Below are 17,116 nucleotides of genomic sequence, written 5' to 3' on the forward strand. Positions count from 1 at the left end.
TTGCTCGCGCGAATATGCAATGCTATAGAAGGCTCATGACCGAGCATCTCCAGCCACATATAGACATCGCCCTGCGTCACGCGCGATCTGGAGTAACAATAACGCCGATCCCGCGACTTGAGATCGGCGTGGGGCAAACCACTTCCGGCACGTCGCCGTGCCTGTATCGCTCGATGATCTGCTTCATCCTGCAGGGGTCGAAGGATGTCGTGATTCGCGACACTCTGATGCGCTACGACTCCGCGCAGTATCTCGTCAGCGCACTGGATCTGCCGCTGAGCGGCCAGATCTACAATGCCGATGACGGCCGGCCCTATGTGGCGGTATCGCTGGTCCTCGACCCCGCACTGCTGGCCGAGGTCGCGTCCGCCATGCCGCCGGTGCGCGACGCCGATACGCCCGGCATGGGCATCGCGATCAATCCGATGACCCCGCCGCTGCGCGACACACTGCTGCGCCTGCTGGCCTTGCTCGACACGCCGGGTGACATTCCGGTTCTGGCGCCGATGGCGGAACGCGAATTGCTCTATCGTCTCCTGCAGGGACCGCAGGGACGGCTGCTGCGCCATATCGCCCGGCCCGAGGGGGCACTCGGCCGAATCCGGCGTGCCGTCGAATGGATCCGCGACCACCAGAACAAGCGGCTGCGTATCGAGGCCTTGTGCGAAGCAAGCGGCATGAGCCGCGCCAGCCTGCACCGGCACTTCATGGCGCTGACGGGCCTCAGCCCGATCCAGTATCAGAAGCAGCTTCGCCTGCAGCAGGCGCGACAACTGCTACTCTCCGGTGACCGAACCGCTTCAGATGTCGCCTTCGCAGTAGGTTACGAAAGCGCCTCGCAATTCAGTCGCGAATATCTCAGGCACTTCGGCGCATCGCCGGTGCGCGACATGCGGCAGCTCAGGCAGGCGATCGGCAGCTCAGCAGCGGCGTAATCGGCCATTTTGCATCGTCTGTGTGATGCTCGGCGGCCGAACGAACGTCTGCACACGAGAGTTGACGAGGCGGCCATGGACGACCCAGATGAGGGCGTACAGCGGCCAATCATGACACCGTCTTTGAGCGTCTCCTTCGGGTCGATCGTTCCGTTTCAGATTACGTCTCAGTCGGAACAGCAGTCATACTCAACATGCACTTTTAGAAATTTGCGGCCATGAATTCCCGTACTTCGTCGGCAATCCAATGCCTGAATGCGCGAACCTTCGGGTGATCTTGATCGCCTATCTGGTAAACAAGATCGTATCCCCATTCGACCTCCAGCATGGCTTGCGGGAATATCGACACAAGGCGGCCTGCCACAAGGTCTTCTGCGACCAGAACGCTCCGCCCCAGGGCCACGCCTTCACCCCGGATCGCCGCCTCGATGGACATGCTGCCGTGACTGTATCCGGGACCCCGGGTCCTTGGATATGGCAAGTCCATCATCGCGAACCACCTTTCCCATGTCGTGGTCATGCCGATCTCGTGGATGAGCTGGCATTTGGCAAGCTCGCTGGGAGATCGAAGCCCACCGATGCGGTCGAGATAGTCCGGCGCACAGACCGGGGACACTGTCTCGTTCATGATGCGCTCGGCGGTCGCGAAGGGATATTGGCCGGCCCCATAACGCAGGGCCACATCGACGTGACCTGCCGCGAAATCGATCGAAGCGTCGGTCACTTCGAGATGGACGTCGAAATCCGGATACCGAGCCATCAACCTGTGCAGTCGCGGTGTCAGCCATTTGCTTGCGAAGGAAACGCCCGAGCTGACGACGAGGCGCGTGGTGTCGTTCTTGCGGCGAACGTTTTCCGCCTCGCGTGCGAGTTCGGAGAGCAGACGGGTGACGGCACTGAAGAACGAGATGCCAGCGTCGGTCAGTTCGATCCTCCGAGTCATGCGGCGGAAGAGCTGGACCCCCAGATGATCCTCAAGTGCCTTGATCTGACGGCTGACCGCGCCGTGGGTGGGATGCAGCTCTTCCGCTGCCAGCGTCATGCTCAGCCTTCTCCCTGCCGCCTCGAAGGCGCGAAGAGTCTGCAGGGGAGGAAGTTGGTCGGGCATACGGCTCTTATGTGTGATTGGTGCTCACGCATCCCGTGAGGAATAATGGTTTGTCGAAGGCGGTCGAGCGCTTGTATACATGACACGGATGCACGCACCTGCCAATCACATCAAAGCGAAACCGCCATGAACGCCACCGACTTCGCTGTCCTCTCCAACATCGCTGGGCCCGCCCGATCTTTCTCCGTGAAGAGTCTCGGCGCAATGCTGTTGCTCGCGATCATGTGGGGCCTTTCAATTCCGATCACCAAGCTGGGCCTCGAGACGATCCCGCCTTTGACGCTCACCGCCATGCGTTTCCTGGTGGCGGTCCCATTGTTTCTGTTCTTGGCGGCAGGTCGGCTTCGTGTGCCGTGGCAAGCCGTCCCCAGCATCATAGCGCTCGGCGTGATGGGCATTACGCTGGGCAATGTCGCCCAGTCGTTCGGTGTGCAAGGCACATCGGCGTCGGTCGGAACGATCATGTCCGCGACAATTCCGATCATTATCGTGATCTTCGCGGCGCTCCGTCTCAAGCAACCCGTGGCGGGTCGGCAGTGGATTGGATTGCTCACAGCCTTCGGCGGCATTGCCCTGGTGGCCGTAGGAAGCGGATCGGGAGTTGACGACCTGTCCAGGACCACGGTCGCCGGCGTGGCTTGGATGCTTCTCTCGGCGGTTGCCATCGCCTTCTACTACATCTGGAGCGCCGAACTCACCGAAAAGTACGGCACCTTGCCCGTGGCGGCATGGAACTCTGTGGCCGGCCTAGTCGCGATCCTGCCTCTGGCCGGTTGGGAGATGTCGCACGAGCCGGTGCAGATCACGATGCAAGCGGTATGGGCGACCGTGTATCTCGGTGCCATGGTGACGGTCGCGGGCCTGCTGTTGTGGTTGTATCTGCTGCGGGTTGTTCCGGCCCGAGTCGCGGCGAGCGTCCAGTATCTTCAGCCGGTCTTCGGGATTGCCGCTGCGTCGTTTCTCTTCGGCGATCAGCTCGGCCTGATGTTCGCAGCGGGCGTCGTCCTGATCTTAGGCGGTCTCGCTCTGGCAGTGGCCAATAAGCGGCCTGCCCCCGAGGAAGCTGTAGCGCACGAGTAGTCCCGTAACGCCACGTGGCTGCTCCGGCACCCGCGGCGGAATGATCGTTAGCCCGAGTCGACACGAGCTTCGGTAGGCGGATAGCCTCGAACGTTGTTCCCCCCGCTCTCTACTCCTAGAGCGGATTGGCCTGCCCACTGTGGCAGGCCTTTTTTCGCCAGCGTCCGCTGAGGGCCACAACTGTGCCATTCATGGGCCGCATGCCAATGCCCGCAGAGGGTCGGTTCTTCGCCTTCATCAGCGTCGTGGTTGGGTGACAGCGGAAGTTCGATCAGGTGGATTGCGACGGCTGGTATGCACCAAACCGCGCCATTCATCCTGCCTGATGACGATGTCGGTCGCGTCGGAATCGGCTCTTTGCATGTCTCCCACCGCATGCTGTAATATTTCTGAAAAAGTTGAGCCTGCGGGAATAGCGATGAATCTGGAAGATCTCTATCGCCTCTTGCGGAATGGCCATGTCCAGGCGCAAGGCATAATCGACACAGTCCCCGATCCGTTGCTCGTGCTTGACGAGAACCTGCGCATAAGGTCTGCCAGCCGGGCGTTCTTCACGACTTTCAAAGTCGACCGCGACGATACAATCGGACAGCACGTCTACGAACTCGGCAATCGGCAATGGGACATTCCTGAGCTGCGGCGCCTGCTCGAGGAAGTGATCCCGAAGAGCACAGCGGTCATTGACTTTGAGGTGCACCACGACTTTCCGAGCATCGGTCGCAGGACGATGCTCGTCAGTGCGCACCGGCTGTTCCATCCCGACAACAACAGCCGCACCCTGGTGCTCTCCATCGTGGATGCTACAAAGCGTGTCCAACGTGAGGCCGAGAAGGATGTGCTGCTAGGCGAACTCCGGCATCGAATGAAGAACCTGCTTGGCTTGGTCCAGGCCATCGCCCGCCAGACCACGGCCGACGGCCGCTCCGGCGCGGAATATCGCGACGCTTTCATCGGCCGGTTCAATGCGCTCGTGCAGGCCCACGACACAGCTTACTCGCAAACCGTCGAGACCGATCTTCGAGAGGTCGTTGAGCAAGCGCTTGCGCCCTATTCAGAGGGTTCGACAGGGTTCCTCATCGAATCGGGGCCGGCCGTCCCGCTCGCGCCGAAGCAAATCATGTCGCTGAGCCTGATCCTGCACGAACTCGCGACCAATGCGATTAAGTATGGCGCGCTTTCGACACCCACCGGACAGATTCATGTCCGCTGGGAGGTCGAGGAAGCGAGCGCTCCAAGTCTTCGGCTGATGTGGCAAGAAAGCGGCGGCCCCACGGTGGAACCGCCGGCCTCTTCGGGGTTCGGCTCACAGCTCATCGAGTTCGCTGTGAGCCGCGAATTGGGAGGGCGGGTGGAACTGAACTATGCCCCGGCGGGTTTGCTGGTCGAGATCGTCGCCCCGTTAGGATCGGTCTCATGATGCGAGACTGGTCTCATGCACAAGACCGTGCTTATCGTGGAGGACGAGTTCCTGATCGCGATGGATCTGAAGCTCTTGCTTGAGCGTCGCGGCTGGCGCGTGCTCGGACCAGCCGCGACGGTCGAGGAAGCGCTCGAACTGTTGGGCGACGAATTGCCTGCCGTGGCACTCCTCGATGTGACCCTCAGAGACGGCGGTGTGACCCTGGTGGCGGAGGTGCTCAACGCCCAGAGCGTACCGTTTGTGGTGGCAAGCGCTTATAGCAAGCCGGAGCTTCTCGGCGGAGAGATCCTCGCCGGAGCTCCGAACGTCGGCAAGCCGACGGAGGAGCGCCGCTTACTCGCAGTCCTGGAGAAGGCGGTTCGATCCTGACTTATATGCCACTCAGCTGATCTGCTGAATTCAGCGATTTCGCAAAAATGAGATGGCATGCTGCTCCCCATCGGAAGCTCACCCCGCGCGGTGCGCTGTAAAGTGGCAGATCGGGTGGGATGCGGTCATTCGCTCCGTTTTGACCGAGCGGCTATGTATTGGGCCTCACTCGCGGAAATGCCCACGCGATGCTACGGTTTCCCTGTTTTTGCACAATCAGGGAGTGCCGTGGGGATGACGGAGTGTCAGGTGTCCAACCGTTCATCGGTACTTGCTTCGTTGCGCATCCCGACCTTCGATGATGTCCGGGCCGCGCGGGTACGCATTTCCGGCTTTGCTCACCACACGCCCGTATTGACGTCGCGAACTGCGGACGCACGAACCGGCGCGGCCGTTTTCTTCAAGGCAGAGAATCTTCAGCGGGCCGGCGCATTCAAGTTTCGCGGGGCTTACAACGCCATCGCCGCACTGGACGGTCTATCACGGCTAAATGGTGTCGTCGCCTACTCATCTGGTAATCACGCGCAGGCACTTGCCTATGCCGCCAAGCTCCAGGGGGTTGCGGCGACGATCGTCATGCCGCGAGACGCTCCGGAGATAAAGGTTGCGGCGACCAAGGGCTATGGAGCCGAAGTCGTCTATTATGATCGGTACACGGAAAATCGTGAGGAAATAAGCCAGCGCCTCGCGGCGGAACGGGGCGCAACGTTGATTCCACCCTATGATCATCCGGACGTCATTGCGGGACAGGGGACTGCTGCGCTGGAGCTAATCGAGGATGTCCGCGATGTCGATCTCCTCGTCGTGCCGCTGGGTGGCGGCGGTCTTCTTGCCGGCAGTGCGCTCAGCGCCAGAGCGCTATTACCGGCCTGCACCATTATTGGCGTCGAGCCCGAGGCCGGCAACGACGGCCAGCAATCATTGCGCAAGGGGGAGATCGTCCACATTCCGGTGCCGAAATCCATCGCTGACGGCGCGATTGTCACCCATGTCGGCCAACTCAATTTTCCCATCCTGAAAGACTGCGTCGACGACATCGTAACCGTTACCGATGCGCAACTCGTGGAGTCCGTCCGTTTCTTCGCCGAGCGCATGAAGATCATCGTGGAGCCCACCGGCTGCCTGGCGGCGGCGGCCGTTCTGCATGGCGCAATCGCCTGTGCAGGCAAGCGGGTCGGAATTCTGTTAAGCGGCGGCAATATCGACCTGACGGCCCTCAGCGCGCTTCTCGGCGAGCGCTGAGTTGGCGCGACGTCTTACCCTTTAGTTGCGCTAATGCTAATGTGCAAGCCATCGGTGGATGAGGGTCGCCGCCATGATCGAGGGACAAGCGTTCTACTACGTCCTGCTTTGGGTATTGGCTTTTGCCGCCTGGTTTGTCTTCTTTCGATGAAGGACGATACCTGGTGGCCGCATACAAGACGCGTCACCTGAGGGCGCAGTGCCAACGTCCGTGATCGCCTTGAGGACGCGCGACCGTTCACACCTTGCCAACGGTCTCTTGCATGCCGCGCAGGCGCGTCTGGTGACGATCCTACGTCACGACGGTTCCCGAGTGTTGAGCTATCGGCTATCTTCTCGTCATGGTGGAGCCTTTGCATGCCTTCGGTGACTTTCTGCTTGATCCCGACCGCGGTCTGCTGCGGCGAAATGGCGAAACCGTCGCCCTTGGCCATCGCGGCCTCAGGCTCCTTCAAGCATTGCTGGAGGCCCGAGGAGGGGTCGTATCCAAGGCCGAGCTGATGGAGCGTGGTTGGCCGCACACGATTGTCGAAGAAAGCAATCTCACCGTGCAGATCGCGGCTCTGCGCAAGGCGCTCGGACCCGCACCCGACGGGAGGGAATGGATCACAACAATCCCGCGTACCGGCTATCGGCTTGTTATTGCATCTGCCAGGCCGGGAAGGGCCGCCGATTTGTTGCCGACGAGGCCCACGCTTGCGGTTCTGCCCTTTACCAATCTCGATGGCGGGCCTGACCAGGATTATTTTGCGGATGGCGTAGTCAACGACATCATTACGGCGCTCAGCCTCTTCAGGAGCTTCGCAGTAGTCTCCCGCCATTCCTCGTTCGCGTACAAGGGGAGTTTTCCGGATGTGCGCCTGGTCGCCAAGGAACTCGGCGTCAGCTACCTCCTCCAAGGCAGCGTCAGGAGGTCGGGAAACCGGCTGAGGATCTCGGCGCAACTCGTCGACGGCGACAGTGGAATACACCTTTGGGCCCAGAGCTTCGACGGTGAAATTGGCGACCTGTTCAATTTCCAGGACCGGATAACCGAGAGCGTCGCGACGCGGGTCGAACCGCATATCCAGACCGCCGAGATCGAGCGATCGCGGCGGGAGCGGTCGGGAAGCATCGCCGCCTACGACATCTATCTGCAGGCCCTGGCCAAAATCTCGACAGAGGCCGAACGCGATAACGCCGAAGCCTACGCGCTCCTGATGAAGGGGCTGGAGGCCGAACCCGACAACGCCCTCCTACTTTCCCATGCCGCCTGGGCTCTCGAACATCGGCACACGATGGGCTGGCCCCCCCTCGGCGAGGACGACCTGGGAGAATGCGCGGCGCTGGCGCGCCGCGGCCTCGAACACGCAGCGGGAGATGCTATTGTGATGGCGCATTGCGGCGTCGCGATGTTGCAGACCGCCAAAGAGTACGATTGGGCGGTGGCGGTCCTGCAATCTGCGGCGGAAGCCAATCCGAACAACCTGATGGTCGTTGTCAGGGCGGGCCTTGCACATCTTCATTGCGGCAGCCTTGACGAGGCGCTCGCGCATTTCGAGAGGGCCAACCGGCTGAGCCCCGGCGATCGAGGCGCGCACTTCTCGCTCTGCGGGATCGCGGACGTGCACATGATCCGCGGCGACTACGACGAAGCCACATCTTGGGCTGCTCGCGCACTCGCAAGCAACCCCAACTTTGACCCGACCCTCTGGGTGCTGATCGCTGCCAATGCGCATCTCGGCTGCATGGAGGAAGCACATCGCTATCTCCGCGCGCTCAAGCGGCTCACTCCGGCAGTTACAATCGTCCGCATCAAGACAGGGCAGCCTGCCAAGGATCCGAAGAGGATTGCCGCCTTGCTCGAAGGGCTGCGGAGGGCGGGCCTCGAGGAAGGCTGACAATTTAGAAGACTTCGGAATTTTTCCGAGGGCGATTCAAGACAGGAAGGACGTCGTTGATCGAGCCTGTTCCCAACGCGACTGACCGCGATGAGGACGGAGCAGATGCTTACGACGTTGACCATCCTTTCCCGAGACCAAGGCAATATTTACGTTCCGCCTCGCGGACATTATCGCGAGAAACAGTCCGAGCCTCGAGATACAGTTGTGAAAAAAGCGAGCGGTCCATGGAAGCTCCGGAATTTCACCATGAGCTTCCTGGGCCTACCCAGACGACTTCTGGTCCACATCTCCTCGCCGCGCGCGGTCAAGGGTTCAGTCAAGGGCTTGTGACGGGCAAGCCTCGAAAGCCCGTGGCGACGGGCTTCAAGGTTTCGTAGGTCCATTTGTGCTCTCGCGCGCAACGTCTGCTTTGCGGCCAAGGACCTGCCAACGCGCCTGGCCTGCCGGATGACGGCAACGGGTCGATCTTTCCGGTAGAGGTGAGGCTGGCAGCGCCGCGGACCAAATCGGGTGTCGGGTTCCCCCCCGCCTACAGGCGGCGGGGGTGAAGGAGCGGGGCTAGTGACAGTTTGAGAAACGCAGCGATAACCAGCATCCAGACCGGAACAGTGAAGCCCCCGGTGCTGTCGCGCGCCAAGCCAAGCACGAAAGGACCCACGGCGCCGGCGAAGTAACCAATGCCTAGCACAAAGGCTGTCCAGGCGTTCGCCTCGTTTGAATCACGTGCGTGATCGAGCGGCAGGACCATGCCCAGCGTAAAGGAACCTCCGACGCCAAAGGCGATCAGGGGAATGAAGAGATGCGGCATCGCCGGCAGGAGAGCGATCGCCAAGATGCCCAACAGAGAAGTGGACGCGAACAGGGCAATCAGGCGCCGCCGATCGTTTTTCCGACTGAAGAAACCGGCAAGCGCGTTTGCTGTCATGAATGCGGCAGTAAAGCTGGCGAGGAGTAAGGCCGCATCCGCGCCGCTCATGCCGCGCTCGATATACATCGGCGCAGTCCAGGCGATCAGACCAAAAAACAGGAAGTTGTTGAGCGCGAAATAAAGCGCAGCCAGCCAAGCCATCCGGCTTGTGAACGGGAGTGCGCTACCCTTCTGGGGAGCAAGCGTGTCCGACCGAACCGTCTCGGCTCGCCGTTCGGCTCGCGCAATGACCATCCAGGCGCCGATCGCGATCAAACCAGGAAAGGTGAAGATGCCTGCACCAACTCTCCATCCGCCGCTTGCTTCGGCCAGAGGCCCGGCCAGCGCCGCAGATATTGTGCTCCCGAGCCCGATCGCCGAGGCATAGATGCCCGTGAACAGTGCCACATGGCGAGGATAGTTGCTTTTGATAAAGCCCGCGACCAAGGCTCCGGCAACGGCAATTCCCGCCCCCGCACCCGCCGTCGCAGTGAAGAGTGAGGCAACGCTGTCGGCGAATGCACGCGCGAGAGTGGCGATGGTAAGGGTGGCGAGCGCGATCAGCATCACCTTGTCGCGCCCGAAGCGGCGGGCAAGCCAGGGTGTCGGGAAGGCGAACAGCCCCATCAACAGTGCAGGGATTGCGGTCAGCAATGATGCCTGTGCGTTCGAAATCGCAAACTCGTCACGGATAGAAGGAAGAAGAGGACCGACCGACACAATAGCCGGTCGCAGGTCGATAGCGACCAGCACCACACAGGTGATGGCGACCGCCATAGTCAATTCAGAGGACTTTCGGTCCTCTTCCTTATCGCAATCAGCTCCATTCATTGGCTTTCTCCCGATATTGACGAACTACTCGCAGGGCGCACGAAGCCCTTGGCTGGATGTCCAGTCTTCGAAGCGCGGTGAGTAGTTGGTTTGATAACTGAGCAGGGGGCGCGTCGGCTCTATTCGGCGGCAAGCGCTTCCCGGAAATTACGAGCAGGCTGCCGAGCCGGCCTGGGCGATGGCGATGTCTTCGGCGACAGTCCCGCCGCTCACGCCAATTGCGCCGATCGTCCGCCCTTCGTATCGGATGGGAATGCCGCCTCCAAAAGCCACGACCCTACCACCATGCGAGTGCTGGATGCCGTAGAGCTCGGCGCCAGGCTGGGTCAGTGCACCGAGCGTGTCCGTCCGGTTGTTGAAGATGTAAGCGGTAAAGGCCTTATCGACGGCAAGCTCCGCTGACCCGGCCATGGCCCCGTCCTGGCGAACAAAGGACAGCAGATGCCCAGACGAGTCGACGACCGCGATTGAGCAGGGGACATCCAGCGCGCGGGCGGCGGCGATCGACCTCTCGATCATCTGTTGGGCGTCCGACAGCAATATCGTTGCAATAAGGAAGGACATGACAAACTCCGGTTTCGAAGGTGATCTGCCGACGCGAGCCGCCGGCAGATCACGATGTTCCAGCCTGCTCAGGCGGCGTTGGTCTTCATCTGGCTCAGAGCAGCTACAAGCGCCTCCGCTGCCTCAACCGATGACGCCGGGTTCTGACCGGTGATGAGCTGGCCGTCGACCACTGTGTGCACGCCCCAGTCCTTGACCTTGGAAAAGACCGCGCCGAGGCCGATCAGCTCGTCCTCGACCAGGAACGGCACGACCTTCGTGAGACCCACAGCCTCCTCCTCGCTATTGGTGAAGCCGGTGACGTAGCGACCTTGAACGAACGGGGTGCCGTCGGCATTGGTCACGTGACGCAGGACGCCCGGTGCATGGCAGACGAGAGCGATCGGCTTGCCGGCCGCGACGAAGGATTCGATCAGCTTGATCGAATTCGGATCTTCGGCGAGATCCCACAGCGGGCCGTGGCCGCCGGGGTAGAAGACCGTATCGAAGTCCTTCTGGTCGATGCTGTCCAGGCGCACCGTTTCTGCAAGCTGCGCCTTCGCAACCTCGTCTGCGTTGAAGCGCCGCGTAAGCTCGGTCTGGAACAGCGGCTCGTCACTCTTCGGATCGAGAGGCGGCTGGCCGCCGTTCGGCGAGGCGAGGGTGATCTCGGCGCCGGCGTCCTTGAAGACGTAGTAGGGCGCTGCCAGTTCTTCGAGCCAGAAGCCGGTCTTCTTGCCGGTGTTGCCGAGAGTGTCATGGGAGGTGAGCACCATGAGGACTTTCATCGATTACATCCTTTCGTCAGATGATGGCGCGCCGTGAGGCGTCGCCGCCGGTTGATTTGGAGCTCGATCAGCCGCATCGGCCTGTCGATGCGCTGATAATGGCACCCGCCGACATATTTCAGAAATTTACTTCTTTGATTTCAGATATTCATATGAGATTATATCTCGATGAGATACGATCTGAACCTGCTCCCGGTGTTCCTGGCCCTGATGGAGGAGCGGAGCGTGACACGGGCAGCCGCGCGACTGGGCATCACCCAGCCGGCGCTGTCCAACTCGTTGAACCGCCTGCGCGACACCCTGCGGGATCCGCTGTTCATCCGGGAAAGGTACGGCATTAAGCCGACGCAACTGGCCGAGGAGATCGCCCCAACAATCGAAGCAGCGCTGGCGCAATTGGACGATCTTATTTTGAATCAGCAGGTGTTTCAGCCAGCAAAGGCCGAACGACTGTTCACGCTTGCCCCCAACAGCTACGTGGAGCTTGTGTTGATGCCAGCCCTCGTCGCGAGGACGCGTGAGCTGGCACCGGGTATCAAGCTCCGCATGACAGCATTTGGCAATGATCTCGCCGAGACCGGCGTCATTTCCGGTACCACGGCCATGGTGCTTGGCCGGATCGTCGATCCGCCGGACAACCTTGTCGTCCAGCATCTCATGGACGATGGGCTCGCCTGCGTGGTGCGCAGGGACCATCCCGACATTCGAGACCGTATTTCCCGAGAACAGTACGAACGGCTCAAACACGTGAACGTGCTCCCACCGGGCCGGCTGCGCGCGGGCCTGTTCCAGGCATTGGGGCAACAAAAGCTCAAGCGAGAGGTTGCCGTTTCTGTCACGCACTTCCTTGCCGTGCCTGAGATGCTTGCCGTCACGGACTACTGCGCAACGCTGCCTGGCCTGATCTGTCGGAGTCTTGAGCGGGATCCGCGCCTGAAGGTACTACCGGCGCCCGTCGACCTCGGCACTTTCCCGGTTCAGATGGCTTGGCACGTTCGCTACCGCCACGACCCGGCCCACAGGTGGTTGCGATCGACAATCGGCGAACTGGCCAAGAAAATGACTTTGGAAGAGACCTGAGATCGATTTCTTGCATTCGCGTTGAATGTCCGCAAAAGGAGCCAGCACCGGAAATCCCGAGCGATGTCGACGAACGCCAGCTTCGGCGAAGGTTTTTCGATGCGGGCCGCGGCGCGACGGTGGTGGCTGGGCCTGTGTCGGCCCGCGTTGACAAACCTCCCAAGGAGGAGGCCGCGGGGGCTGGGTAGAGCGCCTATGGGGAAAGCGTGCGGCTGCGGTTTTTCAAGGGGGCTATCGGCGGCAGCGTCGGGTGCGAAGGTGTAGCCCCGAAGGTTTGCATGAGCCGATCGGGATCGGGGTCACAGGTCTTTGGTAGGTTCGCGCCGGCGATTTTTCAGTGTGCTGGGTTGCCTTAGGCTGACCGGCGCCACCCCGGAACGCCTCGTCGATGCGGACCAGCCTCGGCTGATGTGAGATGGATTTCGTCATGCGGCGTCCTTTCGGGGTGGCGCGCGGCATCTGGGTTGTTGGCCGCGGCGGAAGATCTCGACGATGCGCATCGGGCCGCCGCAAACCGGGCATGGCTCTCTCAGGGTGAGCGGCGTGACCTCGGCGTTTGGTGCGTCGTGCTGCGATGGCGTTTGCGCCCCGAGCAGTTTCCTGATCCTTGCGACATTGGCCTTGTGGCCTGCACTGGCGAGCAGACCGTAATGGCGGATGCGGTGGAATCCGTCGGGCAGCACGTGGATCAGGAAACGGCGGATGAACTCGTCGGTGGCCAGCCGCATCACCTTCTGCCGGTCACCGGTCTTGATCCGGTAATCCTTCCAGCGGAATGAGACCGTCTCGGCGTCGGCGCTGATCAGGCGGCTGTTGGAGATCGCCACGCGGTGGGTGTAGCGGCTGAGATAAGCCAGGACCGCCTCGGGACCGCCGAACGGGGGCTTGGCGTAGACGACCCATTCGGATTTGCGGAACGGGGCAAGCCAGGCAGCGAAGGCCTTCGCCTGTGCAAGTCCGGCGAGAGCCCCGAAGAAGGCGAGGCTGCCGGATTGATGCAGTGCCCTCAGTCCTTCGACAAACAGCCGCCGGAACAGACGCGACAGANCCTTTACCGGCAGGAAGAACCCGGGGCGACATGAGATCCAGCGCGTGCNATCCGGCGACAGTCCGCCACCGGGTACGATGATGTGCACATGCGGGTGATGGGTCAGCGCCGATCCCCAGGTGTGCAGCACGCTGGTCATGCCGATGCGCGCGCCGAGCCGCTTGGGATCGGCGGCGATGGTGGTCAACGTCTCCGCCGATGCCCGAAACAGCAGGTCATAGACAGCCTTCTTGTTCCAGTAGGCGATTTGGGCGATCTCGGCCGGCAGGGTGAAAACCACGTGGAAATACTCGACCGGCAGCAGGTCTTCGGCGCGGGCGCCCATCCAGTCCCGCGCGGCAGGCCCCTGGCACTTGGGGCAGTGTCGGTTTTTGCAGGAATTATAGGCGATGTGGCTGTGGCCGCATTTGGCACAGGCCGCCACATGCCCGCCGAGCGCCTCGGTTCGGCAGGCTTCGATGGCCGCCATGACCTTGAGCTGGGTGAGGCTGACATGCCCGGCATTGGCCCGCCGCCACGCCGGGCCATAGGCACGGAAGATGTCGCCGATCTCCAGTCTCGGCCGGATCACCGCACCGGCGCTACTCCAGTCCGCGTCGGAGCGTTTGGTCCTGCAGCGTCTGCAGGGTCTCGAACGGGCTGACGGTGTCGCGGATCGTCTTGGTGGCGACATGGGTATAGCGGGCGGTGGTCACCAACCTGGCATGGCCGAGAAGGACCTGGATGACCCTGACATCGGTGTTCGCTTCCAAGAGGTGGGTGGCAAAGCTGTGCCGCAGGCTGTGCAGCGTCGCGGGCTTGCCGATACCGGCCATGGTTTTGGCGGCGGTAAAGGCGCGATTGAGCTGCCGCGGCGAGATCGGGTTGATCTTCGGTTTGCCCGGGAACAGCCACCCCTGTGGTCGCGCCTCGCGCCAATAGTCGCGCAACAGCTTGAGCAGCCCGGGCGACAGCATCACCTTGCGGTCCTTCTGCCCCTTGCCCTGTTCGACATGGATCAGCATCCGGTCGCTGTCGATGTCGCTGATCTTCAGGTTGCAGACCTCGGAGGCGCGCAGTCCGGCGCCATAGGAGATGCTGAGTGCCGCCCGATACTTCAGGCCCGGCCCTGGAGCCGCCATCAGCAGGTCGGAGACCTCCTCGATGCTCAAGACCACGGGCAACGTCTGCGGCTGCCGACGGAACTGCATATGCCGCTTCATCTCCTCGCGGCCGCAGGTGGTGGCGAAAAAGAACCGCAGCGCCACGATGCGGGCGTTGAAGGTCGGCGGGGNGATGCCCGCATTGGTCATGTGCAGTTGGTAGGCGCGCAGGTCATCGGCTGTGGCGGTGTCCGGTGATCGCTTCAGAAACCCGGCGAAATCCTTGATGGCTCGGATATGCGCCTGCTGAGCTTTGTCGCCCATCCCACGGATGCGCATGTCTTCGATCATCCGCTCGCGCAGCGGGGTCGTCCTCTCCTCCGTCATGGCAACCTCCTGTCTGAAGATTGAGAACACCTCAATCGTCAGCCAGGACCGCACACCTGCAAATGCACGCCGTTCAGATCATTCCTGCACCCTCACCACGGGCGCCAGTGCCGCGCGAGCGGCTTCGTCCTCGGGTCGAGAATTCGCCTTCATCAGCGTCGCGGTGGTTGATCTTTTCGGTTCCAATCCGTCGCGAGAGGGTGGTTTCCTGTCGTACGTCTGGTTGACCAGAACGAGCAAGTAGCGCCAAGGCCAGACATCCAGGGGCCACGTGCGCCATCGTTACCGTTCGGCAAACAGCCCACCGACATGCTGCTCATCGATGACTGGGCTGCCGGCGTGAGTCTTGGCTCCAAATAGTCCGCCTCGATGACGGTTTTCCGATCAGCCCCCCTTGCGGTTTGGCGCGTTCTCGGAGCAATAATGAGAAGCCATAATGAAATGATAAAGTTCGAGGCAGGGTGCGTTTGGAGGTCGCAAACAGGCAGGGAACGAGCGGACACCGACCCAAGAACATCGGCAACGACCTGGTTTAGGGCACGGGATCGCATCTTGATTTAGTACCCCCAGGTACCCCTCCCTCGGTCCAGGCATGGGGAGGAAGCACATGTGGCAATCGCCGCTGCTCGGGACGGCGAGTCGAACTGCGGCCTGGATTGGCCCTTCACCGTCGATCATGCTCCTCGTCGCGCTGGCAGTGGCCACGATAGCTATTGCAAAGGCCGACGATCTTCCAAAGGACACCTTGCGCCTGTTGCTTTGGCAGGCGCCGACCACGCTCAATCCGCACCTGGCGCCGGGCATCAAGGATCAGTTGGCCAGCCGGATCAATTACGAGCCACTCGCCACGTTTGACAAGAATGGCAAGCTCATTCCTTTCCTCGCCGCGGAGGCCCCATCGATCGAGAACGGGGACGTGGCACCAGACGGGAAATCGGTGACATGGAAGCTGAGGCAGGGCGTCAAGTGGTCCGACGGCAAGCCGTTCACGGCCAAGGACGTGCTGTTCACCTATCGGTTCATCACCAATCCCGATGTCGGCTCGTCGAGCGCGCCAAACTACAAGTCGGTCACGAGCGTCGAGGTGATCGACGACCATACCGTGAAGATCGAATTCAAGGATCCGACGCCGATCGGGTCGTACCCGTTCGTCGGCGTGCGGGGAAGCATCATCCCCGAGCATGTCTTCGCGGACTACAACAACGTCAACATCGCATCGGCGCCTGCCAATCTCGCGCCCGTCGGCACCGGGCCCTACATCGCCAACGAATTCCGCGCTGAAGATGTGCTGATGATCGGCGAGGACGTCGTCAACACCGTCAAGATCATCTACGAGCCAAACCCCTTCTATCGCGACCCGGAGAAGCTTCGGTTCAAGCAGGTGACGCTCCAGGGCGGCGGCGACGCCAACGTGGCGGCCAACGCCGTGCTGCGCGACGGCGTGGTCGACTATGCCTGGAACCTGCAGGTGGACGACGATGTGCTGAAGGGCCTGGAGGCAAAGGGCGTGGGCAAGGTGGCCTTCTCGTTCGGATCCTACATCGAGCGGATCATGCTCAACTTCACGGATCCGAACCGCGAAACCGACCAGGGCGAGCGCTCGAGCACGCAGTTTCCGCATCCCTTCCTCACGGACAAGCTGGTCCGCGAGGCCTTTGCCGATTCCGTCGATCGGGAGAAAATCGCCGCGCTCTATGGCCGGACCGGCCGCGCCACGGCCAATATCCTGATGGCGCCTTCGATCTACATCTCTCCCAACACGAGCTTCAACTTCGACCTGGCGAAGGCCGCGGCGCTGCTCGACGAGGCGGGCTGGGTGGACAGCGATGGCGATGGGGTTCGCGACAAGGGCGGCATTCAACTCCGCGTGCTCTATCAGACGACGGTCAATCCGGTCCGCCAGCAGACCCAGGAGATCGTCAAGCGCGATCTGGAATCGATCGGGGTCCTAGTGGAGAACAAGGTGACCGACTCCAGCATCTTTCTCGGCTCGGGCAACGACAACACCAATACCCGCCGGCACTTCTATTCCGATATCGAGGAGTATGCCTACGGCAACAAGAGTCCAGATCCGGGCGCCTATATGCGCGGTTGGATCTGCTCGGAAGCCGCGCAGCAGAAGAACAGCTGGGCAGGCGAGAACTGGAGCCGCTACTGTAACCCGGCCTATGATGCCCTCTACGAGCAAACCATGACGGAGGTGGATCCGGAGAAGCGGCGGCAGCTGTTCGTGCAGATGAACGACCTGCTGATCGCGGATGCTGCTGTCGTGCCGATCGTGTACTGGGCCGACGTCACAGGGCTCGGCAAGGACATCGAGGGCTTCGACGGGACGCCCTGGGACTCCGAGACCTGGAACATCGCCGACTGGTATCGCAAACCATGAAGCGCTTGGCCGGTTCCGTCGGGAGAA

14 protein-coding genes are annotated in these 17,116 nt (G+C 61.6%); 8 read left to right on the forward strand and 6 right to left on the reverse strand.

The window, feature by feature from the left end; translation table 11 throughout:
- The first annotated feature begins 35 nt into the window (after window positions 1-35).
- Window positions 36-935, forward strand: coding sequence for an AraC family transcriptional regulator (locus RHIBR816_RS0112320; protein ID WP_026186912.1), 900 nt, complete (start codon window positions 36-38; stop codon window positions 933-935).
- A 202-nt stretch (window positions 936-1,137) separates the two neighbouring features.
- Here the strand turns inward: RHIBR816_RS0112320 and gcvA are convergent, their stop codons facing one another.
- Complete coding sequence (gcvA, locus tag RHIBR816_RS0112325) at window positions 1,138-2,043, reverse strand: transcriptional regulator GcvA (RefSeq protein WP_026186913.1); 906 nt, start codon at window positions 2,041-2,043, stop codon at window positions 1,138-1,140.
- Window positions 2,044-2,169: 126 nt separating this feature from the next.
- Between gcvA and RHIBR816_RS0112330 the strand changes: the two genes are divergently transcribed.
- The 5 genes from RHIBR816_RS0112330 to RHIBR816_RS0112355 all read left to right on the forward strand — a co-directional run bounded on the left by RHIBR816_RS0112330 (window position 2,170) and on the right by RHIBR816_RS0112355 (window position 8,034).
- Entirely contained in the window at window positions 2,170-3,123 is a 954-nt protein-coding gene (locus RHIBR816_RS0112330; RefSeq protein WP_018236852.1) for an EamA family transporter, read from the forward strand.
- A 418-nt stretch (window positions 3,124-3,541) separates the two neighbouring features.
- Window positions 3,542-4,540, forward strand: coding sequence for a sensor histidine kinase (locus RHIBR816_RS0112335; protein ID WP_018236853.1), 999 nt, complete (start codon window positions 3,542-3,544; stop codon window positions 4,538-4,540).
- Window positions 4,541-4,555: 15 nt separating this feature from the next.
- Window positions 4,556-4,912: a response regulator gene (locus RHIBR816_RS0112340; protein WP_018236854.1), complete on the forward strand. Its 357-nt coding sequence runs from the start codon at window positions 4,556-4,558 to the stop codon at window positions 4,910-4,912.
- Window positions 4,913-5,146: 234 nt separating this feature from the next.
- Window positions 5,147-6,154: a threo-3-hydroxy-L-aspartate ammonia-lyase gene (locus RHIBR816_RS0112345; RefSeq protein ID WP_085929539.1), complete on the forward strand. Its 1,008-nt coding sequence runs from the start codon at window positions 5,147-5,149 to the stop codon at window positions 6,152-6,154.
- A 341-nt stretch (window positions 6,155-6,495) separates the two neighbouring features.
- A complete protein-coding gene (locus RHIBR816_RS0112355; RefSeq protein WP_018236857.1) occupies window positions 6,496-8,034 on the forward strand; it encodes a winged helix-turn-helix domain-containing tetratricopeptide repeat protein in 1,539 nt (512 codons plus the stop codon).
- A 532-nt stretch (window positions 8,035-8,566) separates the two neighbouring features.
- Here the strand turns inward: RHIBR816_RS0112355 and RHIBR816_RS0112360 are convergent.
- The 3 genes from RHIBR816_RS0112360 to RHIBR816_RS0112370 all read right to left on the reverse strand — a co-directional run bounded on the left by RHIBR816_RS0112360 (window position 8,567) and on the right by RHIBR816_RS0112370 (window position 11,106).
- Window positions 8,567-9,775 carry a CynX/NimT family MFS transporter gene (locus RHIBR816_RS0112360; RefSeq protein WP_157628162.1) on the reverse strand — a complete coding sequence of 403 codons (1,209 nt, stop codon included), beginning with the start codon at window positions 9,773-9,775 and terminating at the stop codon, window positions 8,567-8,569.
- Window positions 9,776-9,922: 147 nt separating this feature from the next.
- Window positions 9,923-10,339, reverse strand: coding sequence for a heme-binding protein (locus RHIBR816_RS0112365; RefSeq protein ID WP_018236859.1), 417 nt, complete (start codon window positions 10,337-10,339; stop codon window positions 9,923-9,925).
- A 68-nt stretch (window positions 10,340-10,407) separates the two neighbouring features.
- The gene (locus RHIBR816_RS0112370) at window positions 10,408-11,106 is read right to left on the reverse strand and encodes a type 1 glutamine amidotransferase domain-containing protein (protein ID WP_026186915.1); all 699 of its coding nucleotides are present in this window, start codon (window positions 11,104-11,106) and stop codon (window positions 10,408-10,410) included.
- Between the two features lie 168 nt (window positions 11,107-11,274).
- Here RHIBR816_RS0112370 and RHIBR816_RS0112375 point away from each other — a divergent pair, with 168 nt between their 5' ends.
- Window positions 11,275-12,186 (forward strand): LysR family transcriptional regulator, encoded by a 912-nt coding sequence (locus RHIBR816_RS0112375; RefSeq protein WP_018236861.1) that lies wholly within the window; start codon window positions 11,275-11,277, stop codon window positions 12,184-12,186.
- Between the two features lie 425 nt (window positions 12,187-12,611).
- On the opposite strand, the gene RHIBR816_RS0112380 is transcribed toward RHIBR816_RS0112375, so the two are convergent.
- Window positions 12,612-13,805: an IS91 family transposase gene (locus RHIBR816_RS0112380; protein ID WP_018236862.1), complete on the reverse strand. Its 1,194-nt coding sequence runs from the start codon at window positions 13,803-13,805 to the stop codon at window positions 12,612-12,614.
- Between the two features lie 10 nt (window positions 13,806-13,815).
- The gene (locus RHIBR816_RS0112385; protein ID WP_026186916.1) at window positions 13,816-14,703 is read right to left on the reverse strand and encodes a site-specific integrase; all 888 of its coding nucleotides are present in this window, start codon (window positions 14,701-14,703) and stop codon (window positions 13,816-13,818) included.
- Window positions 14,704-15,310: 607 nt separating this feature from the next.
- Here RHIBR816_RS0112385 and RHIBR816_RS0112390 point away from each other — a divergent pair.
- A complete protein-coding gene (locus RHIBR816_RS0112390) occupies window positions 15,311-17,089 on the forward strand; it encodes a peptide ABC transporter substrate-binding protein (RefSeq protein ID WP_018236864.1) in 1,779 nt (592 codons plus the stop codon).
- Window positions 17,090-17,116 lie beyond the last annotated feature (27 nt).

The organism is Ensifer sp. BR816 (assembly GCF_000378985.1).
Classification (GTDB): Bacteria; Pseudomonadota; Alphaproteobacteria; order Rhizobiales; family Rhizobiaceae; genus Sinorhizobium.